The sequence below is a fragment of the Kitasatospora sp. NPDC036993 genome (assembly GCF_055607525.1).
In genome coordinates this window covers 43499-69837 of sequence record NZ_JBVJRP010000029.1, presented here as the reverse complement: position 1 = coordinate 69837, position 26339 = coordinate 43499, and the positions used below count along the sequence as shown (strand labels likewise).

General features: G+C 72.2%; 18 protein-coding genes. 5 read left to right on the top strand and 13 right to left on the bottom strand.

Annotation, left to right across the window (positions count from 1 at the left end; translation table 11 throughout):
* Positions 1–296: 296 nt before the first annotated feature.
* The 9 genes from ACZ7C5_RS36330 to eccD form a co-directional block, all read right to left on the bottom strand.
* Complete coding sequence (locus ACZ7C5_RS36330) at positions 297–1982, bottom strand: ribonuclease J (RefSeq protein ID WP_401092517.1); 1686 nt, start codon at positions 1980–1982, stop codon at positions 297–299.
* Between the two features lie 169 nt (positions 1983–2151).
* Positions 2152–3051: a 4-hydroxy-tetrahydrodipicolinate synthase gene (gene dapA / locus ACZ7C5_RS36325; RefSeq protein ID WP_401092518.1), complete on the bottom strand. Its 900-nt coding sequence runs from the start codon at positions 3049–3051 to the stop codon at positions 2152–2154.
* 215 nt (positions 3052–3266) lie between these two features.
* Entirely contained in the window at positions 3267–3998 is a 732-nt protein-coding gene (gene thyX, locus ACZ7C5_RS36320) for an FAD-dependent thymidylate synthase (protein ID WP_401092519.1), read from the bottom strand.
* On the bottom strand, positions 3995–4453 hold the full coding sequence (locus ACZ7C5_RS36315) for a tetratricopeptide repeat protein (protein ID WP_401092520.1): 459 nt from the start codon (positions 4451–4453) through the stop codon (positions 3995–3997). Before ACZ7C5_RS36315 ends, thyX begins: the two co-directional genes overlap by 4 nt.
* A gap of 25 nt (positions 4454–4478) precedes the next feature.
* On the bottom strand, positions 4479–5225 hold the full coding sequence (gene dapB / locus ACZ7C5_RS36310) for a 4-hydroxy-tetrahydrodipicolinate reductase (RefSeq protein WP_188295044.1): 747 nt from the start codon (positions 5223–5225) through the stop codon (positions 4479–4481).
* 31 nt (positions 5226–5256) lie between these two features.
* The gene (locus tag ACZ7C5_RS36305) at positions 5257–6609 is read right to left on the bottom strand and encodes a M16 family metallopeptidase (protein ID WP_470324317.1); all 1353 of its coding nucleotides are present in this window, start codon (positions 6607–6609) and stop codon (positions 5257–5259) included.
* 120 nt (positions 6610–6729) lie between these two features.
* Positions 6730–8937, bottom strand: a complete 2208-nt coding sequence (locus ACZ7C5_RS36300; RefSeq protein ID WP_188295045.1) for a polyribonucleotide nucleotidyltransferase — start codon at positions 8935–8937, stop codon at positions 6730–6732.
* 454 nt (positions 8938–9391) lie between these two features.
* The gene (gene rpsO, locus ACZ7C5_RS36295; protein ID WP_148645116.1) at positions 9392–9682 is read right to left on the bottom strand and encodes a 30S ribosomal protein S15; all 291 of its coding nucleotides are present in this window, start codon (positions 9680–9682) and stop codon (positions 9392–9394) included.
* Between the two features lie 225 nt (positions 9683–9907).
* A complete protein-coding gene (gene eccD, locus ACZ7C5_RS36290; protein ID WP_401092522.1) occupies positions 9908–11365 on the bottom strand; it encodes a type VII secretion integral membrane protein EccD in 1458 nt (485 codons plus the stop codon).
* A 429-nt stretch (positions 11366–11794) separates the two neighbouring features.
* Here eccD and eccCa point away from each other — a divergent pair, with 429 nt between their 5' ends.
* A complete protein-coding gene (eccCa, locus tag ACZ7C5_RS36285; RefSeq protein ID WP_470324316.1) occupies positions 11795–15739 on the top strand; it encodes a type VII secretion protein EccCa in 3945 nt (1314 codons plus the stop codon).
* A 466-nt stretch (positions 15740–16205) separates the two neighbouring features.
* Positions 16206–17609 carry an APC family permease gene (locus ACZ7C5_RS36280; protein ID WP_188295048.1) on the top strand — a complete coding sequence of 468 codons (1404 nt, stop codon included), beginning with the start codon at positions 16206–16208 and terminating at the stop codon, positions 17607–17609.
* A 140-nt stretch (positions 17610–17749) separates the two neighbouring features.
* Here ACZ7C5_RS36280 and mycP read toward each other — a convergent pair whose 3' ends face one another.
* The 4 genes from mycP to ACZ7C5_RS36260 all read right to left on the bottom strand — a co-directional run bounded on the left by mycP (position 17750) and on the right by ACZ7C5_RS36260 (position 21681).
* Positions 17750–18985, bottom strand: coding sequence for a type VII secretion-associated serine protease mycosin (gene mycP, locus ACZ7C5_RS36275; RefSeq protein ID WP_470324315.1), 1236 nt, complete (start codon positions 18983–18985; stop codon positions 17750–17752).
* Between the two features lie 99 nt (positions 18986–19084).
* On the bottom strand, positions 19085–19375 hold the full coding sequence (locus tag ACZ7C5_RS36270; RefSeq protein WP_401092527.1) for a WXG100 family type VII secretion target: 291 nt from the start codon (positions 19373–19375) through the stop codon (positions 19085–19087).
* Between the two features lie 120 nt (positions 19376–19495).
* Entirely contained in the window at positions 19496–19801 is a 306-nt protein-coding gene (locus ACZ7C5_RS36265) for a WXG100 family type VII secretion target (RefSeq protein ID WP_401092529.1), read from the bottom strand.
* Between the two features lie 185 nt (positions 19802–19986).
* The gene (locus tag ACZ7C5_RS36260) at positions 19987–21681 is read right to left on the bottom strand and encodes a type VII secretion protein EccB (RefSeq protein WP_401092531.1); all 1695 of its coding nucleotides are present in this window, start codon (positions 21679–21681) and stop codon (positions 19987–19989) included.
* 374 nt (positions 21682–22055) lie between these two features.
* Here ACZ7C5_RS36260 and eccE point away from each other — a divergent pair, with 374 nt between their 5' ends.
* The 3 genes from eccE (at position 22056) to ACZ7C5_RS36245 (ending at position 26280) form a co-directional block, all read left to right on the top strand.
* The gene (gene eccE, locus ACZ7C5_RS36255) at positions 22056–23276 is read left to right on the top strand and encodes a type VII secretion protein EccE (RefSeq protein ID WP_470324314.1); all 1221 of its coding nucleotides are present in this window, start codon (positions 22056–22058) and stop codon (positions 23274–23276) included.
* Positions 23276–24043: a hypothetical protein gene (locus ACZ7C5_RS36250; RefSeq protein WP_470324313.1), complete on the top strand. Its 768-nt coding sequence runs from the start codon at positions 23276–23278 to the stop codon at positions 24041–24043. The genes eccE and ACZ7C5_RS36250 overlap by 1 nt, the downstream gene beginning before the upstream one ends.
* Before the next feature lie 131 nt (positions 24044–24174).
* The gene (locus ACZ7C5_RS36245) at positions 24175–26280 is read left to right on the top strand and encodes a MinD/ParA family ATP-binding protein (RefSeq protein WP_470324312.1); all 2106 of its coding nucleotides are present in this window, start codon (positions 24175–24177) and stop codon (positions 26278–26280) included.
* Positions 26281–26339 lie beyond the last annotated feature (59 nt).

Sequence of the window (26339 nt, the reverse complement as noted above, 5' to 3'; positions counted from 1 at the left end):
AAGGAACGGACGCTTCCTTCGGACTGCCTTCCAGCAGGCCCTCCGGGCTTCGTTCTTTCGTGTTTCAAGCTTATCAGATGTTTTCCGCTCCGTTTTCCGGAGTTTCATTCATTCGATCCGCTTTTGCCTTTCGGCGCTCCCGGACTCTATCAGAATCTCTCGGTCCGTTTTCCCCGGTCGTTCTCGAATTCAAATTCGAGTCCGTTTCCGAGGGGCCGTCCCGTGGGGCAACCCGGAGAACATTACGCACCGGGTCGCCCCACGTCAAACCAGCCTCAGCCGGTGTTGAGCGAGCGTCAGACCTCGACCACGACGGGCAGGATCATCGGCCGGCGGCGGTAGTTGTCCGCGACCCACTTGCCGATGGTCCGGCGGACGAGCTGCTGCACCTGGCGGGGGTCCAGCACGCCGTCGCTCGCCGAGCGGTCCAGGGCCTCCTGGAGCTTGGCGACGACCGGAACGAACGCGTTGTCGTCGATGCCGGAACCGCGGGCCTGGATGGTCGGGCGACCGATGATCTTGCCGTTGGTCGAGTCGACCGCGACGAAGACCGAGATGAAGCCCTCCTCGCCGAGGATCCTGCGGTCCTTGAGCGAGGCCTCGGTGATGTCGCCGACCGAGGAGCCGTCCACGTAGACGTAGCCGGCCTGCACCTTGCCGACGATCCGGGCGACGCCCTTCTCCAGGTCGACGCAGACACCGTCCTCGGCGATGACCACGCGGTTGCGCGGCACCCCGGTGGCGATGCCCAGCTCGGCGGCCGCGCGCAGGTGGCGCCACTCGCCGTGGACCGGCATCAGGTTGCGCGGCTTGCAGATGTTGAAGAAGTAGAGCAGCTCGCCGGCCGAGGCGTGGCCGGAGACGTGCACCTTGGCGTTGCCCTTGTGCACGACCTTGGCGCCCCAGCGGGTCAGGCCGTTGATCACCCGGTAGACGGCGTTCTCGTTGCCCGGGATGAGCGAGGAGGCCAGGACGACGGTGTCGCCCTCGACGATGCGGATCTGGTGGTCGCGGTTGGCCATCCGGGACAGCGCGGCCATCGGCTCGCCCTGCGAGCCGGTGCAGATCAGCACGACCTCCTTGTCCGGCAGGTCGTCCAGCTGCTTGACGTCCACGACCATGTTGCCGGGGACCTTCAGGTAGCCGAGGTCGCGGGCGATGCCCATGTTGCGGACCATCGAGCGGCCGACGAAGGCGACCTTGCGCTTGTACTCGTGCGCGGCGTCCAGCACCTGCTGGATGCGGTGCACGTGGCTGGCGAAGGAGGCGACGATGATGCGCTTGTCCGCGTTCGCGAAGACGTTCCGCAGCGCGGCCGAGATGTCCCGCTCGTGCGGGATGAAGCCGGGGACCTCGGCGTTGGTGGAGTCCACCAGCAGCAGGTCCATGCCCTCCTCCGCCAGCTTGGCGAAGGTCGGCAGGTCGGTCAGGCGGCCGTCCAGCGGGAGCTGGTCCATCTTGAAGTCGCCGGTGGCCACGACCATGCCGGCGGGGGTGCGGACCGCCACGGCGAGGGCGTCCGGGATGGAGTGGTTGACCGCGATGAACTCGCAGTCGAAGGGACCGATGCGCTCGCGCTCGCCCTCCTTGACCTCCAGCACGTACGGCCGGATGCGGTGCTCGGCGAGCTTGGCCTCGATGAGGGCCAGGGTCAGCTTGGACCCGATCAGCGGGATGTCCGGGTTCTCCCGCAGGAGGAACGGGACGGCGCCGATGTGGTCCTCGTGCCCGTGGGTCAGGACGATGCCGTCGACCTTGTCGAGACGGTCCCGGATGTAGGTGAAGTCCGGGAGGATCAGGTCCACGCCGGGCTGCTCGTCCTCGGGGAAGAGGACGCCGCAGTCGATGATCAGGATGCGGTCCCCGTACTCGAGGACCGTCATGTTGCGGCCGATCTCGCCGAGGCCGCCGAGCGGGGTGATCCGGAGGGCGCCCTCCTTCAGTGCCGGGGGCGCGCCGAGCTCGGGGTGCGGGTGGCTCAAAAGACTCTCCTCACGACGCACGCCACATGCCCGGGGTCCTCCCCCTGGAGACATATGGCGTGCGTACTCAGTGTCGTTTCCTACTGGGTCTGTGCTCTCGCGCCTTCGGTCCGGTCCAGCGGCGGACCCTGGGAGGTCCGGCGAGCCGGGGCGCGCACGTCCGTGTCTGTCAGAGGTGTACCCCGCCGGCGGCGAGATCCTGCCTCAATCGCGCGATCTCCTCCGGCGTCGCTCCGACCAGCGGCAGCCGCAGCGGGCCGGCCGGCAGGCCCTGGAGTTCCAGCGCCGCCTTGCCGAGAATCACGCCCTGGGTGCGGAACATACCGCTGAACACCGGCAGCAGGCGCTGGTGGATGCTCGTGGCCTTGACCACATCGCCCGCCAGGAAGGCCTCGATCATCGCCCGCAGGTCCCCGGCCACCACGTGCCCGACGACGCTGACCACGCCGACGGCTCCGACGGACAGCAGCGGCAGGTTGAGGATGTCGTCACCGGAGTACCAGGCCAGGTCGGCGCGGGCGATGGCCCAGGCCGCGGCGCCGAGGTCGCCCTTGGCGTCCTTGTTGGCGACGATCCGCGGGTGCTCGCCGAGGCGGACCAGCGTCTCGTGGCTCAGCGCGACCCCGCTGCGGCCCGGGATGTCGTACAGCATGACCGGCAGCCCGGTCGCGTCCGCGACGGCCACGTTGTGCCGGTACAGGCCTTCCTGCGGGGGCTTGCTGTAGTACGGCGTGACGACCAGCAGGCCGTGCGCTCCGGCCGCCTCCGCCTGCCGGGCCAGCTCGACGCTGTGGTGGGTGTCGTTGGTGCCGACGCCGGCCACCACGTGGGCGCGGTCCCCGACCGCCTCGACCACGGCGCGCACCAGCTGGGCCTTCTCGGCGTCGCTGGTGGTCGGGGACTCACCGGTGGTGCCGTTGACGACCAGGCCGTCGTTGCCGGAGTCCACGAGGTGCGTGGCGAGGCGCTGGGCGCCGTCGAGGTCGAGTCCGCCGTCGGCGGTGAACGGGGTGACCATCGCGGTCAGGACCCGGCCGAACGGCGTCTGGGGGGTGGAGGTCGGAGCCATGCGTCCAAAGCTACTCGTAGGCGGTGGGGCGGTACCCATGCCGGTCCGCTGTTCGGACCGGCGCAGCGCGCCGGGGGTGTGGACGTGGGATTCCGGTGCTGCCCGCTCGGGGGTTCGGGCAGCACCGGAATCCGTGTTCACGAATGTAGGGAGCGGCTAGAAAAGCCGCAATCCAGACATGCCAGACACTCTGCCCGGATGCCTGTCGTCCCAGGTCAGGGGGCGACCCGGCCGTGCTTCTCGAAGGCCGCATGGGTGAGCGGCATGAGCCGGGCCCACTGCTCCTCCATCTGCTCGGCGACCATCTCGATCTCGCGCTGCGGGAACGACGGCACCGCCGAGTTCTCCCGCTTGGTGCGCAGGGAGAGGAAGTGCATCAGCGAACGCGAGTTGCAGGTCGCGTACATCGAGGAGAACAGGCCCACCGGCAGCACCGCGCGGGCCACCTCGCGGGCCACCCCGGCGGCCAGCATCTCCTGGTAGCGGACGTAGGACTCGCGGTACGCGGCCTCCATCGCCTCGGTGGTGGTCCTGTGCTGCTCGGGCGTGCCCTCGTAGAACTCGTACTTGCCGGGACGGCCCTGCTGGACCAGCTTTCGCTCCTCGCCCGGGACGTAGAAGACCGGCTGGAGCTCGCGGTAGCGGCCGGACTCCTCGTTGTACGACCAGCCGCTGCGGTGCCGGTGGAACTCCCGGAACACGAAGATCGGCGCGCTGATGAAGAAGGTCATCGAGTTGTGCTCGAACGGCGTGCCGTGCCGGTCGCGCATCAGGAAGTTGATCAGGCCCTTGGACTTCTCCGGGTCCTGCTGGACGGCTTCCAGGGACTGCTCGCCCGCGGTCGAGACCCGGGCCGCCCAGATGACGTCCGAGTCGGCGGCGGCGCTGCGGACCAGCTCCACCGTCACGTCACTGCGGAAGCTGGGGGCCGTCGGTTCGTCGCTCACGCGTTACTCCTTGCGGGTTCGGTGCTGTGCAGCCTGATGGCGTGCTGCATGGTCTTGCGGGCGCGCGGGGTGTCGCCGGCGTCGGCGTAGGCCACGGCGAGGCGGAACCAGACCCGCCAGTCGCCCGGCGTGTCCTCGGCCTCGGTCCGGCGGCGGGCGAACACCGCGTCGGCCGAGGCCCGGTCGATCCGCCCGCCCTTGCTGCGCTTCAGTTCGTCCACCGGCAGGCCGCCCTCGGCCTCCAGCTCGCGGGCCAGCCGCTCGCTGTCCCGGCCGAAGCGGACGGTCTGGCGCAGGAACCAGACGCCGATCACCGGGACCACGAAGGCGCAGACGCCGAGGCCGATGCCGAGCGGCTTGCCGGTGGCGATCAGCTGGACGCCCTCGCCCACGCAGACCAGCGCGACCAGCAGCAGCACGCCGGACAGGGCGAAGAAGCCGGTGCGGGAGGTCATGACGCACTCCTGGAGTTCGGCACGGTCACAGGTCCAGGAAGTGTTCGAGGCCGAAGGTCAGCCCCGGCGTCCCGACGACCCTGCGCGCGCCCAGCAGGATGCCCGGCATGAAGCTGCTGTGGTGCAGCGAGTCGTGCCGGATGGTGAGCGTCTCACCGGTGTCGCCGAACATCACCTGCTGGTGGGCGAGCAGGCCGCGCAGCCGCACCGCGTGCACCGGCACCCCGTCCACGTCGGCGCCGCGCGCGCCGGGCAGGCTGTGGGTGGTCGGGTCCTGCTGCGGCGGCCGGCCCGCCTCGGCCCTGGCCGCGGCGATCAGCTGGGCGGTACGGGTGGCGGTGCCGCTGGGGGCGTCGGCCTTGCGGTCGTGGTGCAGCTCGACCACCTCGACCGACTCGAAGTACCGGGCGGCGATCTGGGAGAACTTCATGCCGAGGATGGCGCCGATGGAGAAGTTCGGCGCGATCAGCAGGCCGAGCTCCGGGGCCTCGTCCAGCCAGCCGCGGACGGTGGCGAGCCGCTCGTCCGTCCAGCCGGTGGTGCCGGTGACCACGTGGATGCCGTGGTGCAGGCAGAAGTCCAGGTTGCCCATCACCGAGTCCGGGTGGGTCAGCTCGACGGCGACCTGCGCGCCGGCCCCGGTCAGCTCCTCCAGCGCGGAGCCGCGGCCGAGGGTGGCGACCAGCTCCAGGTCCGGCGCGGCCTCGACGGCCTTGACCGCCTCGGAGCCGATCCGTCCCCCGGCACCGATCACGGCGACACGCAGCGTCATAGCGAAAGTCCTCTCACCAGCAGTCTCGGTCTCACACCAGCAGATCGGCGAGCCTGGCGGCCCGCTTGTCGTTGACCGGGCCGATCAGCGCCAGCGACGGCCGGTACGCGCCCAGCACATCACGGGCCACCGCGTGGACGTCCTCCAGGGTCACCGACGCGATCCGCTCCAGCATGTCGTCCACCGACAGGTGGTGCCCGTAGCTGAGCTCGGCCTTGCCGATCCGGTTCATCAGCGAGCCGCTGTCCTCCATGCCGAGCACGGTGGAGCCGGAGATCTGGCCGATCGCCCGGTTCAGCTCCTCCTCGGTGATGCCCTCCTCGACCACCTTGGCCAGCTCGGCGCGGCAGATCCGCAGCACCTCCTCGACCCGCTTGGGCTGGCAGCCGGCGTAGATGCCGAACAGGCCACTGTCCGCGTAGGACGAGGAGTACGAGTAGACCGAGTACGCCAGGCCGCGCTTCTCGCGGACCTCCTGGAACAGCCGGGAGCTCATCCCGCCGCCGAGGGCCGCGTTCAGCACGCCCATCGCCCAGCGGCGCTCGTCGTGCCGCGGCACGCCGGGCACGCCCAGCACCAGGTGGGCCTGCTCGGTGGAGCGGTTGAGCACCTCGACCCGGCCGGCCGTACGCAGCGCCTTGACGCCGCGGCGGGCCTCGGCGGGGGTCGCGGTGGAGGCCGCCAGCACCGGCGCGAAGGCCTGCTCGACCTGCTTGACGACCTTGCGGTGGTCGAGGTTGCCGGCCGCCGCGATGACCAGGTGCTCGGGCCGGTAGCGGCGGCGGTAGAAGCCGGCGATCTGGTCCCGGGTGAGCGTCCTGATGGTCTCCTGGGTGCCGAGGATCGGACGGCCCAGCGGGCCGCTGCCGTAGATCACCTTGGCGAACAGGTCGTGCACCACGTCGCCCGGGTCGTCCTCGGCCATCGCCATCTCCTCCAGGATGACGCCGCGCTCGGCCTCCACGTCCTCGGGGCGGATCAGCGAGCCGGTGAGCATGTCGCAGACCACGTCGATGGCCAGCGGCAGGTCGGTGTCCAGGACCCGGGCGTAGTAGCAGGTGTTCTCCTTCGCGGTGAAGGCGTTCATCTCGCCGCCGACCGCGTCCAGGGCCGCCGAGATGTCCAGCGCGCTGCGCCGCTCGGTGCCCTTGAAGAGCAGGTGCTCCAGGTAGTGGGTGGCGCCGTTGAGCTGCGGGGTCTCGTCCCGCGAGCCGACGCCGACCCAGATGCCGAAGGTCGCGGAGCGCACCGTCGGCAGGGTCTCGGTGACGACCCGAAGGCCGCCGGGGAGGACGGTGCGGCGCACCGTGCCGGCGCCGTCGACGCCCTTGAGCAGGGTCCGGGTGGTGCCGGGACGCTGCTTTACCGCCGGGGCCTGCGCCACGGGGGGTACCTCCAGAGGAAACGCACGTGCACGGGGGCACGTACGGACGAACGCGTGGACAACGGGGTGCGGCCCGCACGCCGGGAGGCGTACGGGCCGCGGGAGTCAGCTAGCGGCGCTTCACTCGGAAGCGGCCTCGCCGCCCTCTTCGCCCTCGACGACCGGGATCAGGGAGAGCTTGCCGCGCGGGTCGATCTCGGCGATCTCGACCTGCACCTTGGCGCCGACGCCGAGGACGTCCTCGACGTTCTCCACGCGCTTGCCACCGGCCAGCTTGCGGATCTGCGAGATGTGCAGCAGACCGTCCTTGCCCGGCATCAGCGAGACGAACGCGCCGAAGGTCGTGGTCTTGACCACGGTGCCCAGGTAGCGCTCGCCGACCTCCGGCATGGTCGGGTTGGCGATCTGGTTGATCGTGGTGCGGGCGGCCTCGGCGGCCGGGCCGTCGGCGGCACCGATGTAGATGGTGCCGTCGTCCTCGATCGTGATCTCGGCGCCGGTGTCCTCCTGGATCTGGTTGATCATCTTGCCCTTGGGGCCGATGACCTCACCGATCTTGTCCACCGGGATCTTGATGGTGATGATGCGCGGCGCGTTCGGGGACATCTCGTCGGGCGAGTCGATGGCCTCGTTCATCACGTCGAGGATGTGCAGGCGGGCGTCCTTGGCCTGCTTCAGCGCGGCGGCGAGCACCGACGCCGGGATGCCGTTCAGCTTGGTGTCCAGCTGGAGGGCGGTGATGAAGTTGCGGGTACCGGCGACCTTGAAGTCCATGTCGCCGTACGCGTCCTCGGCGCCGAGGATGTCGGTCAGCGTGACGTAGTGGGTCTCGCCGTCGATCTCCTGGGAGATCAGGCCCATGGCGATGCCGGCGACGGCGGCCTTCAGCGGCACACCGGCGTTCAGCAGCGACATGGTCGACGCGCAGACCGAGCCCATCGAGGTGGAGCCGTTGGAGCTCAGCGCCTCGGAGACCTGGCGGATGGCGTACGGGAACTCCTCGCGGGTCGGCAGCACCGGCAGCAGGGCGCGCTCGGCGAGCGCGCCGTGGCCGATCTCGCGGCGCTTGGGCGAGCCCACGCGGCCGGTCTCACCGACGGAGTACGGCGGGAAGTTGTAGTTGTGCATGTAGCGGCGGCGCGTCTCCGGGGAGAGCGTGTCCAGCTGCTGCTCCATGCGCAGCATGTTCAGCGTGGTGACGCCCAGGATCTGGGTCTCGCCGCGCTCGAACAGGGCCGAGCCGTGCACCCGCGGGATGGCCTCGACCTCGGCGGCCAGGGTGCGGATGTCGGTGACGCCGCGGCCGTCGATGCGGACCTTGTCCGTGATGACGCGCTCGCGGACGACCTTCTTGGTCAGCGCGTTGTAGGCGGCGCTGATCTCCTTCTCGCGGCCCTCGAACTCGGGCAGCAGCTTCTCGGCGGCCAGCGCCTTGACGCGGTCCAGCTCGTTGTTGCGCTCCTGCTTGCCCGCGATGGTCAGGGCCTGCGCGAGCTCGTCCTTGACGGCGGCGGTCAGCGCGGAGAGGACGTCGTCCTGGTAGTCCAGGAAGACCGGGAACTCACCGGTCGGCTTGGCGGCCTGGGCGGCCAGCTGCGCCTGCGCGGCGCACAGGACCTTGATGAACGGCTTCGCGGCCTCCAGGCCGGAGGCGACGATCTCCTCGGTCGGCGCGTCGGCGCCGCCCTCGACCAGCTTGATGGTCTTGTCGGTGGCCTCGGCCTCGACCATCATGATCGCGACGTCGCCGTCCGGCAGGACGCGACCGGCGACGACCATGTCGAAGACGGCCGACTCCAGCTCGCTGTGGGTCGGGAAGGCGACCCACTGGCCGTTGATCAGCGCGACGCGCACGCCACCGATCGGGCCGGAGAACGGCAGGCCCGCCAGCTGGGTGGAGGCGGAGGCGGCGTTGATCGCGACCACGTCGTACAGGTGGTCGGGGTTGAGCGCCATCACGGTGACGACGACCTGGACCTCGTTGCGCAGGCCCTTGACGAAGGACGGGCGCAGCGGGCGGTCGATCAGGCGGCAGGTGAGGATCGCGTCCTCGGAGGGCCGGCCCTCGCGACGGAAGAACGAGCCGGGGATGCGGCCCGCGGCGTACATCCGCTCCTCGACGTCCACGGTCAGCGGGAAGAAGTCGAAGTGCTCCTTCGGCTGCTTGGACGCGCTGGTGGCCGACAGCACCATGGTGTCGTCGTCCAGGTAGGCCACGGCGGAACCGGCGGCCTGACGGGCCAGACGGCCGGTCTCGAAGCGGATGGTACGGGTGCCGTAGGAACCGTTGTCGATCACGGCCTCGGCGTAGAACACGTTCTCTTCCACCTGGAAGATCTCCTCTTTCGTACGTCTCCGGGAGAGCGTCCCCGCGCACTGCCTCGGTGGGCCCATGGCCCTCGTCAGGGAGGGCGGCAGTCGAGCCGGTCTTCGATCGAAGCCTCCGGAGTGTCCCGCTCGGTCTGCGGGGTTCCGACGGCCACTACCGAGGACCGGCGCCTCACGGCTGCCTGGCCGGGGAGGGCGATTCGCGTCTGGACGCTCTCTCGGATGCGGGCGGCTTCCGTTTGAAGCCTTCGTCCCGCGGGGGGTTCGGGTCCTTCTGCCCGGGTGGCGCGCTGGTGCGCCATCACCCGGCATGCCCACAACCCTACGGTGCAATCCTCGGCCACCTGGGGAGGTGCGCGCGAGTTGTTATGTCAGGGCGCCACGGCTCGACAGCCGCGGCATACGCGCGGGGGGCGGCTCCCCGGTGGAGGGGAGCCGCCCCCTGGCGGCGTTCTCAGCGGGCGCCGCCGGCGGCACCGCGGCGGATGCCCAGGCGGTCGACGAGCGTACGGAAACGCTCGATGTCCTTCTTGGCCAGGTACTGGAGCAGGCGGCGACGCTGGCCGACCAGGATCAGCAGGCCACGACGCGAGTGGTGGTCGTGCTTGTGGGCCTTGAGGTGCTCGGTCAGGTCCGAGATGCGGCGGGAGAGCATGGCCACCTGGACCTCGGGGGAGCCGGTGTCGCCCTCCTTCTGGCCGAACTCGGCGATGATCTGCTTCTTGACGTCAGAGGCGAGAGCCACTGCAACTCCTTCGGGGTCTACCGAGCGGTCCTGGTCGACAGCACAGGACTCATCGAGAACTCGGTGTCGTGAGCGCGGCCGGCACGGTGCAGCCCACGGAGGGGATGCGGACACACGGCTGCGCTCGGAGGCCAAGCGTACCAGTGCCGCCCATCCGGCCGTCCGGCGGGCGGCGGGTGGGCGGCAGGCAGGCGACAGGCGGGCGGCGGAGGGCCGGCCGGAGGGTCAGCCGGTGGCGCCGCGGACCAGCCGGTAGATCTCCAGGACGGCGAGCGCGAGCGGGACGAGCGCGATCAGGGTGAGGCTGTCCACCAGGTCCAGGATGCGCCCCCAGAACGGGGAGACCCCGAGCCGCGGCACCACCAGGGCGATCGCGGTGAGCAGCGCGGCGCCGAAGGCGATGGAGGCGGTCAGCCAGATCGTGCGCAGGTCGAGCTCGGTGGTGGAGCCGGCCGCCCGCAGGAAGAACTGCGGGGTGTGCAGGGAGAGCCCGACGATCAGCAGGCACAGGCCGAGCAGGCCGGCCACGGTGAGGCTGAGCACCTGCGCGGTGTAGCGGAACAGCCGGGCGCGCAGCATGGTGGCCAGGCCCAGGGCGAGCGCGAGCAGCTCCGGGAAGGTCTCGTCGGTGAAGCCGAGGACGGCGCAGGCGCCGACCACGACCGCGGCGCAGCCGCCGACCAGGCCGACCAGCACCTCGTGGCCGCGGCGGGCCTGGTGCGCGATCCGCTCGTACTGGACGGCCTCGGCGCGCTCGGCCTCCTCGTCGTAGTCGCGGCTGCGGGTACGGGTCTGGCCCGGGGCGCTGAAGCCGACCGGCAGCCGGGCGAAGCGGGCGGAGAGGCCGGGCAGGAAGCCGATCACGGCGACGGCCGCGACACCGGTGACGGCGGCGATGTGCCCGGCCGGGGTCTGCGGCAGCAGGACGGCGGCGAAGGTGGCGAGCGAGCCGGCGGTGGAGACCAGGGCGGCGGCGACGAACACCGCGTCCCGCTCCGGCAGCAGGCCGGCCAGCAGCACGGAGACCACCAGGACGGCGACGCAGCCGGCCAGGAACTGGAGCCGGCCCGGGCCGTCCCACGGGTGGGCGACGGCGATGACGCCGCTGCCGCCGATCATGGCGTGCGGCAGCGCGCCGAGGCCGAGCGCGACGGCCGCGGGGGCGTCCTGGTAGACCCGGGCGCGCACCCCGGCGAGCGCGGTGAGCACGACGGCGGTGACCCCGGCCAGGACGCCGGGCAGGCCGTGCATGTCGTGGCGCAGGTCGGAGAACCAGAGCGCGAAGCCGAGCAGCGTGAGCAGCACCCCCGCGCCGATCAGGCCGAAGCCGCGCATCAGCTCGGCGGTCCAGAACCGGCGGTCGGCCTCGACGGCGCTGGCGATCGCGTCGGCGACGTCGTCGTAGACGGCCGGCGGGAGCGACTCGGCGAAGGGACGCAGCGCCAGCAGATCGCCGTCGCGGACCTGTTGGGCGGCCAGCGGCAGTCCGCTGTCGAGCACCGTGCCGTCGCGGCGGACCAGGTGGAAGCCGGTGGGGGTGCCGTCGGGCTGGCTCTGGTTGGCCAGCCGCAGCACCTCGGGGTAGACGTCCGCGAGCGGGACGTCCTCGGGCAGGGCGACGTCGATCCGGCGGTCCGGGGCGACGACGGTCACCCGGCAGTAGCCGGTCGCCGCAGCGCTCATGCCCCCACCTCGCCGCGCTCGGCGGGCACCCCGCCCGGTGCGCACCCGACGGCGAGCCCGCTGCGCTCGCTCATGAGTGCCCCCACCTCGATCCTTCGACGCACGTGGCGCTCCCCCTTGTTGACGGTGCCGAGGCACGGCGGCGCTCGGTGTGGCTGTGGAACCGGCCCGGCCGGGCCGCGAGTTGGCGCGGCGTTACCCTACCCGTTCGGTTCGTGCCCGCTGCCGGTGCGTATCGGGCCCCGCCGGGCGGCGCGTACCGGGCCCTGGCGGGCGGTGCGGGGGCGACCGTTAGGATCGGCGCCTGCGCAAAGGTACGGGGGCTGCTGGGTGGGGCGTCCCCGGCCACCGGATTCCCGTACGGACCGTGCGCAATCGCGTGAGGGCTGATGCCGAAGTGATCGATCGACGCCGCGGGGTGGATGACACATGGGTGTGATCACGGTCAAGCGACCGGCCAGGGCGTACCCGCCCACCGTGCCGGACGAGCCGGTGGAGCTGGTGAGCCCGCCCGAGCTTCCCCGGCAGGGCGGCGAGGACTGGCTGATGAGCATCCTGCCGATGCTGGGCATGGGCGGCTCGGCGGTGTTCTTCTTCTCCCCGGGGGCCGCGGCCCCGATGAAGATCATGGGCGGCCTGATGGTCGCCTCGACGCTGGGCATGGTGCTGGCGCAGATCGTCCGGGCCCGCAAGGGCGGCTCGACCGCGATGGCGGACGAGCGGCGCGACTACCTGAAGTACCTCCAGCAGACCCGCCGCCAGGTGCGCCGCACGGCGGAGCGCCAGCGCGGCGCGCTGCTGTTCCTGAACCCGGCGCCGGACCAGCTGTGGTCGATCGTCGAGGACGGCCGGCGGCTGTGGGAACGGCGCACCGGGGACGGCGACTTCGCGCAGATCCGGGTGGGCCTCGGGCCGGTCCAGCTGTCCACCCCGCTGGTGGCGCCGCAGACCGCGCCGATGGACGAGCTGGAGCCGCTGTCGGCGGCCGCGATGCACTCCTTCCTGAAGGCCCACGGCACCCTCCAGGACCTGCCGCTGGCGGTCTCGCTGCGCGCCTTCTACCACATCACGGTGTGCGGGGACCCGGACTCGGTGTACGGCAACGTGCGCGCGATCCTCTCCCAGCTGACCACCCTGCACTCGCCGGACGACCTGATGGTGGCGGTCGCGGCGGCACCCGGCGCGGCCGAGGAGTGGGAGTGGACCAAGTGGCTCCCGCACAACCAGCACCGCAAGGAGGCCGACGGCGCGGGCTCGCGCCGGCTGTTCGCGACCGACCTGGGCGACCTGGAGTACCTGCTCCAGGACGAACTCTCCGGCCGCCAGCGCTTCGTGCGCGAGGTGGCGCCCCCGGCCGACCAGCCGCACCTGGTGGTCGTCATGGACGGCGCCGGGGTGCCGCACGACTCGCTGCTGGCGAGTCCCGAGGGCGTGCAGGGCGTGACGGTCATCGAGGTGGTGCCGGGCGAGGTCGACGAGCCCAGCGGGCACCTGATGGTGACGGTCGGTGCCGACAAGCTGGTGCTGCGCTCGGCCTCCGGCGCGACGTACACCGGCAAGCCCGACCTGCTCTCGGTGTGGCAGTCCGAGGCGCTGGCGCGGCAGTTGGCGCCGTACCGGATCTCGGCCGGCGGCGACGACGAGCCGCTGCTGTCCAACCTCGACTTCACCGACATGATGAGCTCGGGGGACCCGGGCTCCTTCGACGTGGCCCGCAGCTGGCGCCCGCGCGCCCAGCACGAGCGGATGCGGGTGCCGATCGGCATCGGCGCCAACGGCGAGCACGTCTACCTGGACATCAAGGAGGCCGCGCTGGAGGGCATGGGCCCGCACGGCCTGTGCGTGGGCGCGACCGGTTCCGGCAAGTCGGAGCTGCTGCGCACGCTGGTGCTGGCGCTGGCGATGACCCACACCTCGGAGATCCTGAACTTCGTCCTCGCCGACTTCAAGGGCGGTGCGACCTTCTCCGGCATGGCGGACATGCCGCACACCTCCGCGGTGATCACCAACCTGGAGGGCGAACTCACCCTGGTCGACCGCATGCGCGACGCGATCGAGGGCGAGCTGCACCGCCGCCAGGAGCTGCTGCGCTCCGCGGGCAACTACGCCAACATCCACGAGTACGAGCGGGCCCGGGCGGCCGGCGCGGCACTGGACCCGCTGCCCTCGCTGGTGCTGATCATCGACGAGTTCTCCGAACTCCTCGCCGCCAAGCCCGACTTCATCGAGATGTTCATCCAGATCGGCCGGATCGGCCGCTCGCTGGGCGTGCACCTGCTGCTGGCCTCGCAGCGCCTGGAGGAGGGCAAGCTGCGCGGCCTGGACACCTACCTGTCGTACCGGATCGGTCTGCGCACCTTCTCGGCCGCGGAGTCCCGGGCGGCGATCGGCGTGCCGGACGCCTACCACCTGCCGCCGGTGCCCGGTGTCGGCTACCTCAAGTTCGGCGAGGACGTGATGGACCGGTTCAAGGCCGCCTACGTCTCGGGGCCCTACCGGGCGCCGGGGCAGCAGCGGTCGACCGGCGGCCGGCGGATCAACGCGCGCCCGGTGGAGTTCACCGCGGCCTTCGTGGACCTGCCGGACCCGGTGGAGGAGGAGGTCGCGCCGCAGGCCCCGGAGCAGGACGACGCGCTGGTGGACACCGTGCTGGACGTGTTCGTCCAGCGGATGGCCGGCCAGGGCCCGGCCGCGCACCAGGTGTGGCTGCCGCCGCTGGAGGAGGCGCCGAGCATGGACCACCTGCTGCCGCCGCTCCAGGTCGTGCCGGAGCGCGGGCTGACCGCGCCCGGCTACCCGGCGGGCCGGCTGCGGGTGCCGATCGGCATCGTCGACAAGCCGCGCGAGCAGAAGACGGACATCCTGGAGGTCGACTACGCGGGGGCGGCCGGCCACGGCCTGGTCGTGGGCGGCCCGCGCTCGGGCAAGTCGACCGTGGTGCGCACCACGGTGGCCTCGTTCGGCCTCACCCACACGCCGCTGGAGGTGCAGTTCTACCTGCTCGACTTCGGTGCGGGCAGCTTCCAGTCGCTGGCCGGGCTGCCGCACGTCGGCGGGGTGGCCGGGCGCCTGGACGTGGACAAGGTGCGACGGATGGTCTCCGAGGTGCACGGAGTGCTGAACCGGCGCGAGGAGCTGTTCCGGGTCGCCGGGATCGACACCATCGCCACCTACCGGGCCCGCCGGGCGGCCGGCGGGCTGCCGGACGAGGCGTTCGGCGACGTCTTCCTGGTGATCGACGGCTGGAACACCTTCAAGCAGGAGTTCGAGGGCCTGGAGCCGGTGATCGGCGACATCGCCCAGCGCGGCCTCGGCTACGGCGTGCACCTGGTCGTCACCGCGACCCGGTACGCCGAGGTGCGCCCGGCGCTGAAGGACCTGCTCCAGAACCGGACCGAGCTGAAGCTCGGTGACGCGATGGAGTCCGAGGTCGACCGCCGGGTGGCGCAGAACGTCCCGGCGCTGGCCGGGCGCGGCATCACCGCGGAGCGGCTGCACTTCCTGTCCGGCCTGCCGCGTCTGGACGGCTCCTCCTCGGTGGACGACCTCCAGGACGGCGTGGCCGGGCTGGTCGGCGCCGTCGACGGCGCCTGGACCGGCCCGCGCGCCCCGCAGGTGCGGATGCTGCCGGCCGTCCTGGACGGCAACTCGCTGCCGAAGGGCTCCGAGCACCCGGAGCGCGGCGTCGCCTTCGGCGTGGACGAGGCGGAGCTGGCTCCGGCCTTCGTCAACTTCGAGACCGACCCGCTGTTCATCGTCTTCGGCGACACCGAGTCCGGGAAGTCGGCGGTGCTGCGGATGCTGATCAAGCAGATCACCGAGCGGTACACCCCGGACCAGGCGGGCATCGTGGTCGGCGACTACCGGCGCGCGCTGCTCGGCACGGTGCCGCAGGAGTACCTGGTGGAGTACGCGGCCGCGCAGCCGGCCATGGCGGCCATCGTGGACATGCTGCGCGGGGCCTGCTCGCGCCGTCTGCCGGGCCCGGACGTGACCGCCGAGCAGCTGCGCAACCGCAGCTGGTACAGCGGCAAGGACATGTTCGTGATCGTCGACGACTACGAGCTGGTGGCGACGAGCTCGGGCAACCCGCTGGCCCCGCTGGCCGAGTTCCTGCCGTTCGCCCGTGACATCGGCCTGCGGGTGATCGTGGCCCGCAGCGCGGGCGGCGCCGGCCGCTCGCTGTACGAGCCGGTGCTGCAGCGGATGCGCGAGCTGGGCGGGCAGGGCGTGATCCTCTCCGGCAACCGGGACGAGGGCACGCTGCTGGGGACGGTCAAGCCGCAGGCGCTGCCGCCGGGCCGAGGGGTCTACGTGTCACGCAGGGTGACCGGCGGGCAGATGGTCCAGACGGGCTGGCTGCCGGTGGCGTAGCCGCGCCACCCGTCACGGATGGTGATCGAAGGGGCCGGACTCGTGGAGTCCGGCCCCTTCGGCGTCCCGGGTTCCGAAACGTTACCCGGCGATTTCCGGACGGCGGCTGCGGTTCCCGCACCCGGCCCAGGCGTTGCGGGACGCTCCGGGGCCGCCTGGGCCTGTCGCCATCCATTCGGAAGACGACCTTCGAATCACATCCACCCTCTTTTGTTAACCTTCGATTCAATTGGAATGTGGCCAAGGTAACAAGTCGGGCAAAGCTCGCAATGACTGAATGTGATCATCGGATCGTATGTCCGTACCGTTCTTCGCAACGGATTCCGAAGCAGTTCCGACGTTGACGCGATCGATACGCCCAAGGTTCCATGGCGGCCCGGGAGCGACTGGAAACGGACACCGAGCAACCAGCCAGCGGAGGCGATACCGCTCCCACTCCAGGACCGCACAGCCGATCGGAAGCCACATGACCGACACGCTTCGCCCGCCACAGACCGTAGCCGCCCCGGCGGCCGAGGCGGCAGCGCCCCAGCAGCTCAAGCGCTCGATCGGCGTCGTGGGCGGCACACTGCTCACGCTGTCCTGCGTCACACCGGCCTCGACGCTCTTCGTGATCGTGCCGGAGCTGTTCTCCAGCATCGGCAGCGCCACCGCGCTGGCCATCGCGATCGGCACCGTGCTCTGCGTCGCGGTCGCCTTCTGCTACTCCGAACTCGGCACCCTGATCCCCAGCGCCGGCGGCGAGTACGCCATGGTCGGCACCCTGGCCGGCCGGCTGATGGGCTGGCTGGTCTTCGTGCTCTCGCTGATCGTGGTGATGATCGTCCCCTCGGTCATCGCCCTCGGCACCGCCGACTACCTCGCCCCCGTCCTGCACCTGGACAAGGCCATGACCGGCGCCGCCGTGATGCTGGCCGCCACCCTGGCCGGCCTGCTCGACCTGCGCGCCAACGCCTGGATCACCGGCGTCTTCCTGGTGCTGGAGGTCATCGCGGCCGGCGTGGTCTCGGTGCTCGGCTTCGCCCACACCAACAGCGACGCCCCCAGCCTGCTGCACGGCGTGGTCACCGGGGAGGGCGGCGCCACCACCACGGTCAGCGTGGGCGCCATCGTCGGCGCGCTCGGCATCGCCCTGTTCATCACCCAGGGCTTCTCCACCGCGGTCTACCTGTCCGAGGAGCTGGAGAACCCCCGCCGCAACGTCTCGCGCACCGTGCTGTGGACGCTCGGCATCTCCTCGGCCATCATCCTGGTCCCGGTCGTCGCCATCACCATGGGCGCCCCCGACCTCCAGACCCTGGCCGCCGGCGACATCTCCGGCATGGTCACCGCCTGGAGCAACTCCGCGGTCGGCACCTTCATCAGCCTCTGTGTCGCGCTGGCCATCATCAACGCCGGCATCGTCATGGTCATCCAGAACTCCCGGGTGCTGTTCGCCTCCGCCCGCGACAAGGCCTGGCCGGAGCCGGTCAACAAGGCCTTCGGCACCCTCGGCCGGTTCGGCTCGCCGTGGATCGCCACCCTCGCGGTCGGCCTGCCCGGCGCCGCGCTCTGCTTCGTCAAGGGCGAGCTGCTGAGCAACATCACCGGCGTCGCCGTCACCGGGATGTACCTGCTGGTCGCGATCGCCGCGCTGCTCTCCCGCCGCGCCCACCACAAGCACGCCTCCGCCTGGCGGATGCCGCTGTGGCCGGCCGTCCCCGTCGTGCTGATCGTCGTCCTGGTCTACGTGATCACCAAGCTGGACGCCGAGCCCCTGCTGTGGACCGGCGGCATCACCGCCGCCGCCACCCTCTACTGGCTGTTCTACCTGCGCCCCCGGCAGGACACCCGCTGGGTGATCAGCCTCCCCGAGGACCAGCAGGACTGACCCCCACCCCTCCCCCACACGGCGGTGCCCCGGGCCTCCCCCAGCCCGGGGCACCGCCACATCCGCGCGGGAGTTCCGGCGGGCCCCGGCGGGCCTCGGTAGGGCCGGTGGGTCCTGGTGGGGCCGATTCCCGCCGGTCGTCAGTCGGCGGACCTGCGCCGCTGGTCGCGCAGCACCACGCCGCCGCCGATCAGCAGGGCGACCAGCAGGGCGCCGATGCCGAGGACGTACGTCGCGGTGCGGCCGTCGCGGTCGGCCTGGGTCTCGCCGAGGCCCACCGGGCGCGGCACGATCGGCGCGGCGGCGAGCTGCACCGGGGCGTCCGCGGCCGCCGCGAAGGGCGCGTCGTCGGGCGCCTTGGTGACGGCCCTGACCGGGTCCACCACACCCCAGCCGACGAACTCGTCCGGCTCCCGCTGGGTGCGCTGCGCGGTCTGCTCGATCCAGGCCCGCACCTGGGCCGCCTTCCAGCGCGGGTGGGCGCCCCTCAGCAGCGCGGCGAGCCCGGAGACGTACGGGGCGGCGAAGCTGGTGCCGTTGTCCACGCACTGGCCGCTCCCCGGCACGGTGGACAGCATGTCGACACCGGGCGCGGCGACCTTCACGAAGCCGCCGTACTGGGAGAACGGCGCCCGCTCGTTGTTGCGGTCGGAGGCGCCGACGGCCAGCACGGTGGGGAAGGCTCCCGGATAGGTGTCGCCCTCCTTGCCGTCGTTGCCGGTGGAGGCGACCACCACGACGTCCTTCGCCTCGGCGTACTCGACGGCGGCCTTCAGCTCCTGGTAGCCGCCGAAGTGCGCGTCGCCCGCGCCGCGGACGTCCTGGGAGATGTTGATGACCCTGACACCGGGCTGGTCGACCGCCTTCCTGATCGCCGTGACCAGGGTGGAGACGTCGCCGTTGCCGTCGCTGTCGTTCTGCCGGACCGAGAAGATCCGGGCGTCGGGGGCCAGTCCGACGAAGCCCGTCCTGGGGCTGCGGCCGGCGGCGATGATGCCGGCCACCTTGGTGCCGTGGCCGACCGGGTCCTCGATGGACTTGCCCTGGACCGCTTCCTTGGTCTCCCGGTTGACCAGCAGGTTGGGGCCCTCGTCGACCTTGCCGGTCAGCTGCGGGTTGGTGATGTCCACCCCGGTGTCGATGACCGCGACGGTGACGCCCGCGCCGGTGGTCCGCCCGCCCTGCCACAGCTCGTCCAGCAGCAGCCGCTGCAACGACCACGGCACGGTCTGCACGTCGGGCGCGTTCTTGGGGCAGTCGCCGGCCGCGGCCAGTCCGGTCCCGCCGTCGGCGTGCGCCGGAGCGGCGAGCGGGCCGCCCAGCACCGCGAACGCGGCGAGCGCCGCGGCCGCCTTCCGGTACCCGTGTCGGGACACCCTGCCACCCCTCATGTCGTCCACCCGTGCCGCGCGTCGGGGGCGGGCGCCCGGAATCCGGGTACCCGCCCCCTGCCGTTCCTCTGTGGAACCCGAACGTCAGCCCCAGAGCTTGGAGTTGGCGTCCTCGGTCGTCTTGTAGCTCTGCGCGGCCTGGTCCAGCGAGGTCGCGATCTTCGCGCAGGTCTGCTGGAGGTCGTTGGCGCGGGTGTCCCACTGGGTCTGGTGCTGCTGGTAGCCCTGCTGGGCGGCACCCTGCCAGCTGGCGGCGATGCGCGTGACATTCGCCTTGAGGTCGTTCAGCAGGTGGTCGATGCGGCCCGCCGAGGCGCGCACCTCCTCGGCCGCCTGGTGAACGGTCTGGAAGTTGACGAGGATCTGGTCGGACACGTTGTCTCCCTTGACGAGGGCGCGGAGCGCCACGCGGTCAGTGGCGGGCGCTCCGCGGAGCGGTGGATCGGGACAGAACGGCGATCGCCGCGGCCGCGGTGATCAGCGCGAATTCGGTGGTCAGCCCTGGGCCGAGCCGAACATCGCCTTCTGCTCCTCTTCGGTGCTCGCGTAGTGCTTGGTGGTCAGCTCGATCGCGTGCTTGATCGCGGTCAGCGAGTCCTTGAGCTTCGCGATGTCGTCGTTGACCCTGCCCTGCAGAGTCGTGTAGGCCGTGGCCGCCTGGCCCTTCCAGCCGCTGGTGACACCCGAGACCGTGCTGATGAGCTTGTTCCGCTCAGCCTCGATCTTGCCGATGGCCTCTTCGATCTGCTTGGCGAAAGCCAGCATCTCCTGAGCGGTCATCGTGAACTGACCCTGAGCCATGCTCCACCGTCCCCCATGAGACAACATTCTTGCGTGTACGGAGCGCCCGGTGCGGGCCGTCCGTCCCATCACCCGTGTGATGTCCAGCAGCACTGTAGTCGGCACACGCAACTCACCCAACACCGAGCAGGGAGTAGTTACCAGACCATGACACTGAGGCCAATTCGGTTGCCGCGCTTGGCCGGTCAGGCGTTCTGCGGCTGGGCGGCGCTCTTCGCCGTCAACGGCGGGCCCGCCGGAACCAGGTTGGACCACTCCTTCGGTACCGGCAGCGGCTGGACTCCCTGGTAACCCAACCTGGCCTGGTTGCCGCCGGGTTCCTCCGGCTGCTGGGACGGCTGCTGGCCCGGCAGCTGGGACTGCGCCCCCGGGGCCGGGGTGCCCGACGGCGGCGCCGACGGCTTCGGGGTGCCGCTCTGACCGGGCTGCGGCGTGCCGGTGGGGCGCCGGCCGCCGTCCCCGTTGGCCGGGACGGAGTAGCGCAGCCCGGTCTCGGTGATCAGGAAGTCGCTTCCCGAGCCGGCGGTGGAGTGGTCCAGCGAGCGGTAGAACAGCCCGTGACCCGGGGTCACGTACGCGGCCCCGGCTCCGTTGTTGTACGGCGCCGGGTACGAAGTCCCGGCCCAGACGCTGCGCCTGGCCGTGCCGCCGTCCTCGGCGACGCCGTCGAAGGTGCTGCACACGACCATCCGGGCGTCCTGGCGGTCCTGCCAGTTGTTCACCGGGGCACCGGCCTTCAGCGGCCAGTCCGCCGCGGTGTCCGGCAGCCGGACGTCGCCGCCCCACTGGGCGTTGTCGGACGGGGTCATCTCGTCGCTGCGCGGCTTCTTGTCCTGGTCGTACTTGTAGAGCACCTGGAAGGCCGGGTTCTGCCGGATCAGCTCCGCCTGGAACGCGGTGACCAGGTGGAGCTGGTCCTTGCCGACCACGTAGTGGCGGTCCTGGTAGTGCACCAGCCGGCCGACCCTGCGGTCGGCCTGGTTGCTCAGCTCCACCTTGCTGTTGCCGCCCTGGGTGTCGGCGACGCCCTCGACCTTCGGGAAGGTGATCGGGGTTCCGCTCACCAGGGTCTCCAGCCAGTCCCGCTTGACCCGCTGCGGCACCGCGTTGGGCCCGAACACCGCGGTGATCAGCGCCTTGCGCTCCTTCTCGTCCGACTGCGGGGAGCCGATCGGGTGCTTGCGGCCCTGCGCGTCGACCAGGAACACCGCCGCCCCCGCGGCGGCCGGCTGGCCCGGCGCCGGCGCCGCCGACACCTGCTGCTCGTCCGCCTGCTGCACCAGCATCAGCTGGTCGGGGCCGAGCATCCGGTCCTTGGCCGCCAGCGCCGCCGCGTCCGCGCCGGCCACCACGAACACCGCCTGGTTGACGGTCTCCTGCTTGTCGTCCGAACCCGGGCGGTCGCACACCGCCCACTTCATCGGCTTGCTCGCGTTGTCCGTGGTCGGCAACTTGTCCGGCGCGTACGGGATGCCGATCGTCGGCCCGTGGTTGGGGTACCGGTCGAGCACCCCGTCGTCCACCACCACGACCTTGGCGCCCGCGGGCAGCACCAGCCGCGCCGAGGACATGTTGAGCACCTGGTGCAGCCGCCTGGTCCTGCCGTCCGGATCGGTGAGCACCACGTACCTGGTGGTCGACTGCTTGCCCTGGATGACGTTCTTGCCGTCGTCCCACTTCACCGGCGCGCTCGGCTTGAACACCCCCCACAGCCCGAAGCCGGCCACGATCACCACCCCGGCCAGCACACTCGGCAGCACCGCCTTCACCGGACGCGGCGCGTCCTCGTCGCTGCCCCCGCCCGCGGGCAGCAGGAAGGCGCCCACCGTGCGCTTGCGGGCGAAGGTGTACGCGTTCAGCTCGTCCCGGCGCGATGCCATCGTCGTCGTCCCCCTTGTCAGACCTTGCCGGACCCCGTCAGACCGGCCTGCCCCGTGGTCACCCGCCGGGCACGAACCGGCGCGAACCCTCTACGATGCGGCAGCAGACGGTGAGTACGGTACGGGTACGGTCCGCGAACCAGCCAGCCGGGCCGCGGCAACGGATCAGAGAGGGCCACCGGGGGATGCCAAGCCAGACCGCTCCAGGACGCCGCCGCAGCGCGGGCGTCGGGAGGTCGCGCCGGGCCGACCGGGCGCAGCACAGCGCACCGGCGACCGAGGCCGGGACCGCCCCGCCGCAGCCGACCGGCACCGGGGGCGGCGGCGCCGTGCAAGTCCGGGTCAATCCCCGACCCGGGCTCCTCGGCGGCCGGTTGAAGCTCCAGCAGCTCGTCCTGGTCGAGGTCGCGGCGGCCCTGGTCGCGGTCGGCTGGACGATCAGCCGCCCGGTCGCGGCCGGCTTCGGCGCGGTCGCGCTGGTGCTGCTCGTCCTCGCGGTCGTGCCGGTGCGCGGGCGCACCCTCCCGGAACTGCTGCGCGTCAGGGCCGCCCTCAAGTCCCGCCGCAGGAAGGCCAGGACGCTGCTGCCGCCGGCCGGCACCGACCCGGCGCTGGCGCCCGCGCTGGAGCTCGAACCGGGACTGCGCACCTGCACCCACGCCACCGAGGCCGAGTTCGGCGGCCGCCCCGTCCGCCGGGAGACCGGCATGGTCGGCGACGGGACCTTCCTCAGCTCGGTGCTGCTCGTCCAGGCCAAGGACCAGCCGCTGCGCCCGGTGCGCACCGCGCTGCCGCTGCCGCTGGACGTGATCTGCTCGGCGCTCACCGTGGACGACATCACCCTGGAGTCGGTGCAGCTGGTCCAGCACACCCAGCCCGCCCCCGCCCCCCACCTGCCCGAGCAGTCGCTGGCCGCCCGCGCCTACCGCGAACTGCCGGACGGCACCTCCACCCCTGGACTGCGGCTGACCTGGGTCGCGCTGAAGCTCGACCCGGATCGCGCGGCCACCGCCGTCCGGGCCCGCGGCGGCGGCGAGGAGGGCGCCCGCAAGGCCCTGCAGCGGGTCACCGACCAGCTGGCCGGACGGCTCAACAGCGCCGGGTTCAACGCGACCGTGCTGGACGAGCGCGAGCTGATCGCCGCCCTGGCCATCTCCACCTGCGCCAACCCGATCGCGGTGGCGGGCCGGCAGGGCACCGGCAGCGGCGGCGGCACCACCCGCCGCACCCAGGAGGGCAACCGGTTCTGGCGGATCGACGACCGCTGGCACACCACGTACTGGATCTCCCGCTGGCCGCAGCTGAGCCGCCCCGGCGGCGCGCCCGGCCGGGTCGCCGCGCCGGACCTGGTCAACCTGATCACCGGCTCCCCGGCCCTCGCCAGCACCTTCAGCCTGACCGCGGGGCACGGCACCGGCGGCTCGGTGACGGTCAGCGGACACCTGCGGGTGACCGGCCGCAGCGAGAGCGAGGTCGGGCAGGCCGGCCGCCAGGTGGAGACCAGGGCACAGAGCACCGGGCTCGGGCTGGTCCGGCTCGACCTGGAGCAGGCACCCGGCATGCTCGCCACCCTGCCGCTCGGAGGGGCTTCCTGATGGCGTACCAGTCCTATCCCACCCTCGGCCCGCAGCCGGGCGCCGAGCAGCGCCGGACCAGGCCGCGGATCCTGCCAGGCTTCGGGCTGCGCGGCCCCCGCCGGGAGAAGCACGTCCTGGAGGCGGCCGACCTCGCGGCGCTGGCCCTCCCGGTCGGCGACGACGGCGTGGTCATCGGCGTCGACCCGCAGGGGCTGCCCGCGGTGCTCGGCCTGTTCCGCCCGACCTCGTACGACCTGGTGCTGGTCGGCGGCATGTGGACGGCGCAGGTCATCGCGCTGCGGGCGGCCGCGATCGGCGCCCGGGTCGCGGTGGAGACCGCCCGCGCGCAGCTGTGGGGCCCGATGGCCCAGGCGGCCGGCGGCGGCCAGCCGTGTGTGACGGTCCATCAGGTCGGCCGGCTCGGCCCGCAGGGCGCCTCGGTGGCCTCGCCGGTGCTGGTGGTGCGCGACCTCGGTGCCCGACCGCCGCGCAGTCGGCTCTCCGCCGCGCCCTGGCAGACCACCCTGACGCTGCTGCCCTACCTCGGTCCGAACGCCTCCCGGGTGCTGAACGCGGCCGACCTGGTCGGCGTGCAGCGGATCTCGCCGCAGGAGGCGGAGCTGACCGGCCGGGTGCTGTCGCTGCCGCCGGAGGACGTGGCCGCGCTGCCCACCCTCGGTGACGACCTCACCCTGTGGGCGACCCGGATGCGGCGTCAGTACGTCCGGGCCGTGGCCGGACAGGCCGAACAGCAGGTGCTCGGCGGCCCGCGCCGGATGGACTGAGCAGCGGCTCGCCGCACCGGGCGGGCCGGAAGGGAAGCGAAGCCGCCTTCAACGGGGGTTGCCGTACGGCCTAGTCTTTGATGCGGCAACGGCACCGCTGAACAAGCGGCGGCGAACACGAGGGAGCCAGAGTGAGCAGCGATCGGGACGGCGTCTACGTCGGCGACAACGCGGCGGAGGACGACGACGACTGGTCGGACGCGCCTGACTACACTCCCCCGTCCTGGTACGTGCAGACCGAGACCTCGGCGGCACCGGCCGCTGCGGCCGCTGCGGCTGCGGCCCCCGCTGTGCCGGGGGCGCCCGGTGCGGCGGCGCCCGGGCCCGACGCCCCGGTGGCCGCCGCCGTTCCGACGCAGGCTCAGCAGGCCCAGGCCCAGGCCCAGACTCCGGCGGCCGACCAGGCCGCGGCGCCGCTCGCCGTCCCCGCTCCGACGCCCGCACCCGCGCCCGCCGTGCCGGCCCCGCCGGCCCCGCCGGTGCAGGCCGAGGCGCAGCACGTCCCGTTCCCCGCCGCCGCGGTGGCTCCGCCGGTGGCCGAGCAGCCGCAGGCCGCCCCCCCGGCCTGGCCGACTCCGGAGGCCGCGGCGCAGCCGCCCGCCGCCCAGCAGCCCCTGCCGCACCCGTACCCGGCGCCGGTGCCCGCCGCGGCCGCGCCGCCGGTGCACCCCGCCCAGCCCGTCCAGCCCGCCCAGCCGCAGAACTTCGCGCAGCCGCCCGTCCAGCAGGCCCCGCCGCAGCTCCCCCAGGACCCGCAGGGCCCGCCGGCCGGCTGGGACCCGCAGGCCGCGTGGGCCGCCCAGCAGGCCGCCGCAGCACAGCAGGCCGGCCCGGCGCCGCAGCCTGCCCCGGTGCCGCAGCCCGGCCCGGTGGACCCGCGCCAGGGCGGCTGGCCGCAGCCCGCCGCGTACCAGCAGCCGGCCCAGCCGCAGCCCGGCCCGCAGGTCCACCCCGGCCAGCCGCAGCCCGGCCAGCCGCAGCCGGGCCAGCCCTGGCAGCAGCAGCCGCAGGCCCCGCAGCCCAGCGCGTTCCAGCAGGCCGCCGCCCCGCAGCAGACCGCGCACGGCGCGCCGCTCGGTTACACCGCCGCCGTCGAGCTGTCCTCGGACCGGCTGCTGCGCAGCCAGCCCAAGCAGCAGCGCCAGCAGCCGCGCTTCCAGTTCGGCGGCAAGGCGGCGGCGGCCGAGAAGGCCCGCAAGCTGGAGATCATCCGCACCCCGGTGCTGAGCTGCTACCGGATCGCCGTGATCAGCCTCAAGGGCGGCGTCGGCAAGACCACGACCACCACCGCGCTCGGCGCGACCCTGGCCAGCGAGCGCCAGGACAAGGTGATCGCGATCGACGCCAACCCGGACGCCGGCACCCTGGGCCGCCGGGTCAAGCGCCAGACCGGCGCGACCATCCGCGACCTGGTGACGGCCATCCCGCACCTGCGCAGCTACATGGACATCCGTCAGTTCACCTCGCAGGACCTGAACTCGGGCCTGGAGATCCTGGCGAACGACGTCGACCCCGCGGTCTCCACCACCTTCAACGACTCGGACTACCGCCAGGTGATCGACGTGCTGGGCCGCCAGTACCCGATCATCCTGACCGACTCCGGCACCGGCCTGTTGTACAGCGCGATGCGCGGGGTGCTGGACCTGGCCGACCAGCTGATCATCGTCTCCACCCCCAGCGTGGACGGCGCCTCCAGCGCCTCGACCACCCTGGACTGGCTCTCCGCGCACGGCTACGCGGACCTGGTGCAGCGCAGCATCACGGTGGTCTCCGGAGTCCGCGAGACCAGCAAGATGATCAAGGTCGAGGACATCGTCGCGCACTTCCAGACCCGCTGCCGCGGCGTGATCGTGGTGCCGTTCGACGAGAGCCTGGCGGCCGGCGCCGAGGTCAACCTCGACATGATGCGGCCCAAGGTCAGGGAGGCGTACTTCGAGCTGGCCACCCTGGTCGGCGAGGACGTCGCCCGGGCCCAGCAGGCCGCCGCCCAGCAGTCCGGCTGGCAACAGCAGGCCCAGGCCTACCCGCAGCCCTACGCCGACCCGCAGCAGCAGCCCCGGCCCTACCCGCAGCACGCCGGCCTGCCCGCCCCCGGGGCCCCGTGGGCACCGCAGCCCGGCCAGGCCCCGCCGCCCCCGCCCGGGTACGGCTACCCGCAGCAGCCCGCTCCGGGGACGCCCTGGCCGCAGCAGCCGGGCCCCGGCTACGGCTACCCGCCGCAGGCGCCCCAGCAGTGAGACAGCGGAAGGGGGCCCGCCGACACCGGTCGGCGGACCCCCTTCCGTCGTTGCGGGCG

Coding starts and splice junctions, on each gene's coding strand:
- dapA (WP_401092518.1), bottom strand. CDS start 3,051: ATGGCTCCGACCTCCACCCCCCAGACGCCGTTCGGCCGGGTCCTGACC.
- ACZ7C5_RS36260 (WP_401092531.1), bottom strand. CDS start 21,681: ATGGCATCGCGCCGGGACGAGCTGAACGCGTACACCTTCGCCCGCAAG.
- ACZ7C5_RS36250 (WP_470324313.1), top strand. CDS start 23,276: ATGGCGTACCAGTCCTATCCCACCCTCGGCCCGCAGCCGGGCGCCGAG.
- ACZ7C5_RS36280 (WP_188295048.1), top strand. CDS start 16,206: ATGACCGACACGCTTCGCCCGCCACAGACCGTAGCCGCCCCGGCGGCC.
- ACZ7C5_RS36265 (WP_401092529.1), bottom strand. CDS start 19,801: ATGGCTCAGGGTCAGTTCACGATGACCGCTCAGGAGATGCTGGCTTTC.
- dapB (WP_188295044.1), bottom strand. CDS start 5,225: ATGACGCTGCGTGTCGCCGTGATCGGTGCCGGGGGACGGATCGGCTCC.
- ACZ7C5_RS36315 (WP_401092520.1), bottom strand. CDS start 4,453: ATGACCTCCCGCACCGGCTTCTTCGCCCTGTCCGGCGTGCTGCTGCTG.
- eccCa (WP_470324316.1), top strand. CDS start 11,795: ATGGGTGTGATCACGGTCAAGCGACCGGCCAGGGCGTACCCGCCCACC.
- eccD (WP_401092522.1), bottom strand. CDS start 11,365: ATGAGCGCTGCGGCGACCGGCTACTGCCGGGTGACCGTCGTCGCCCCG.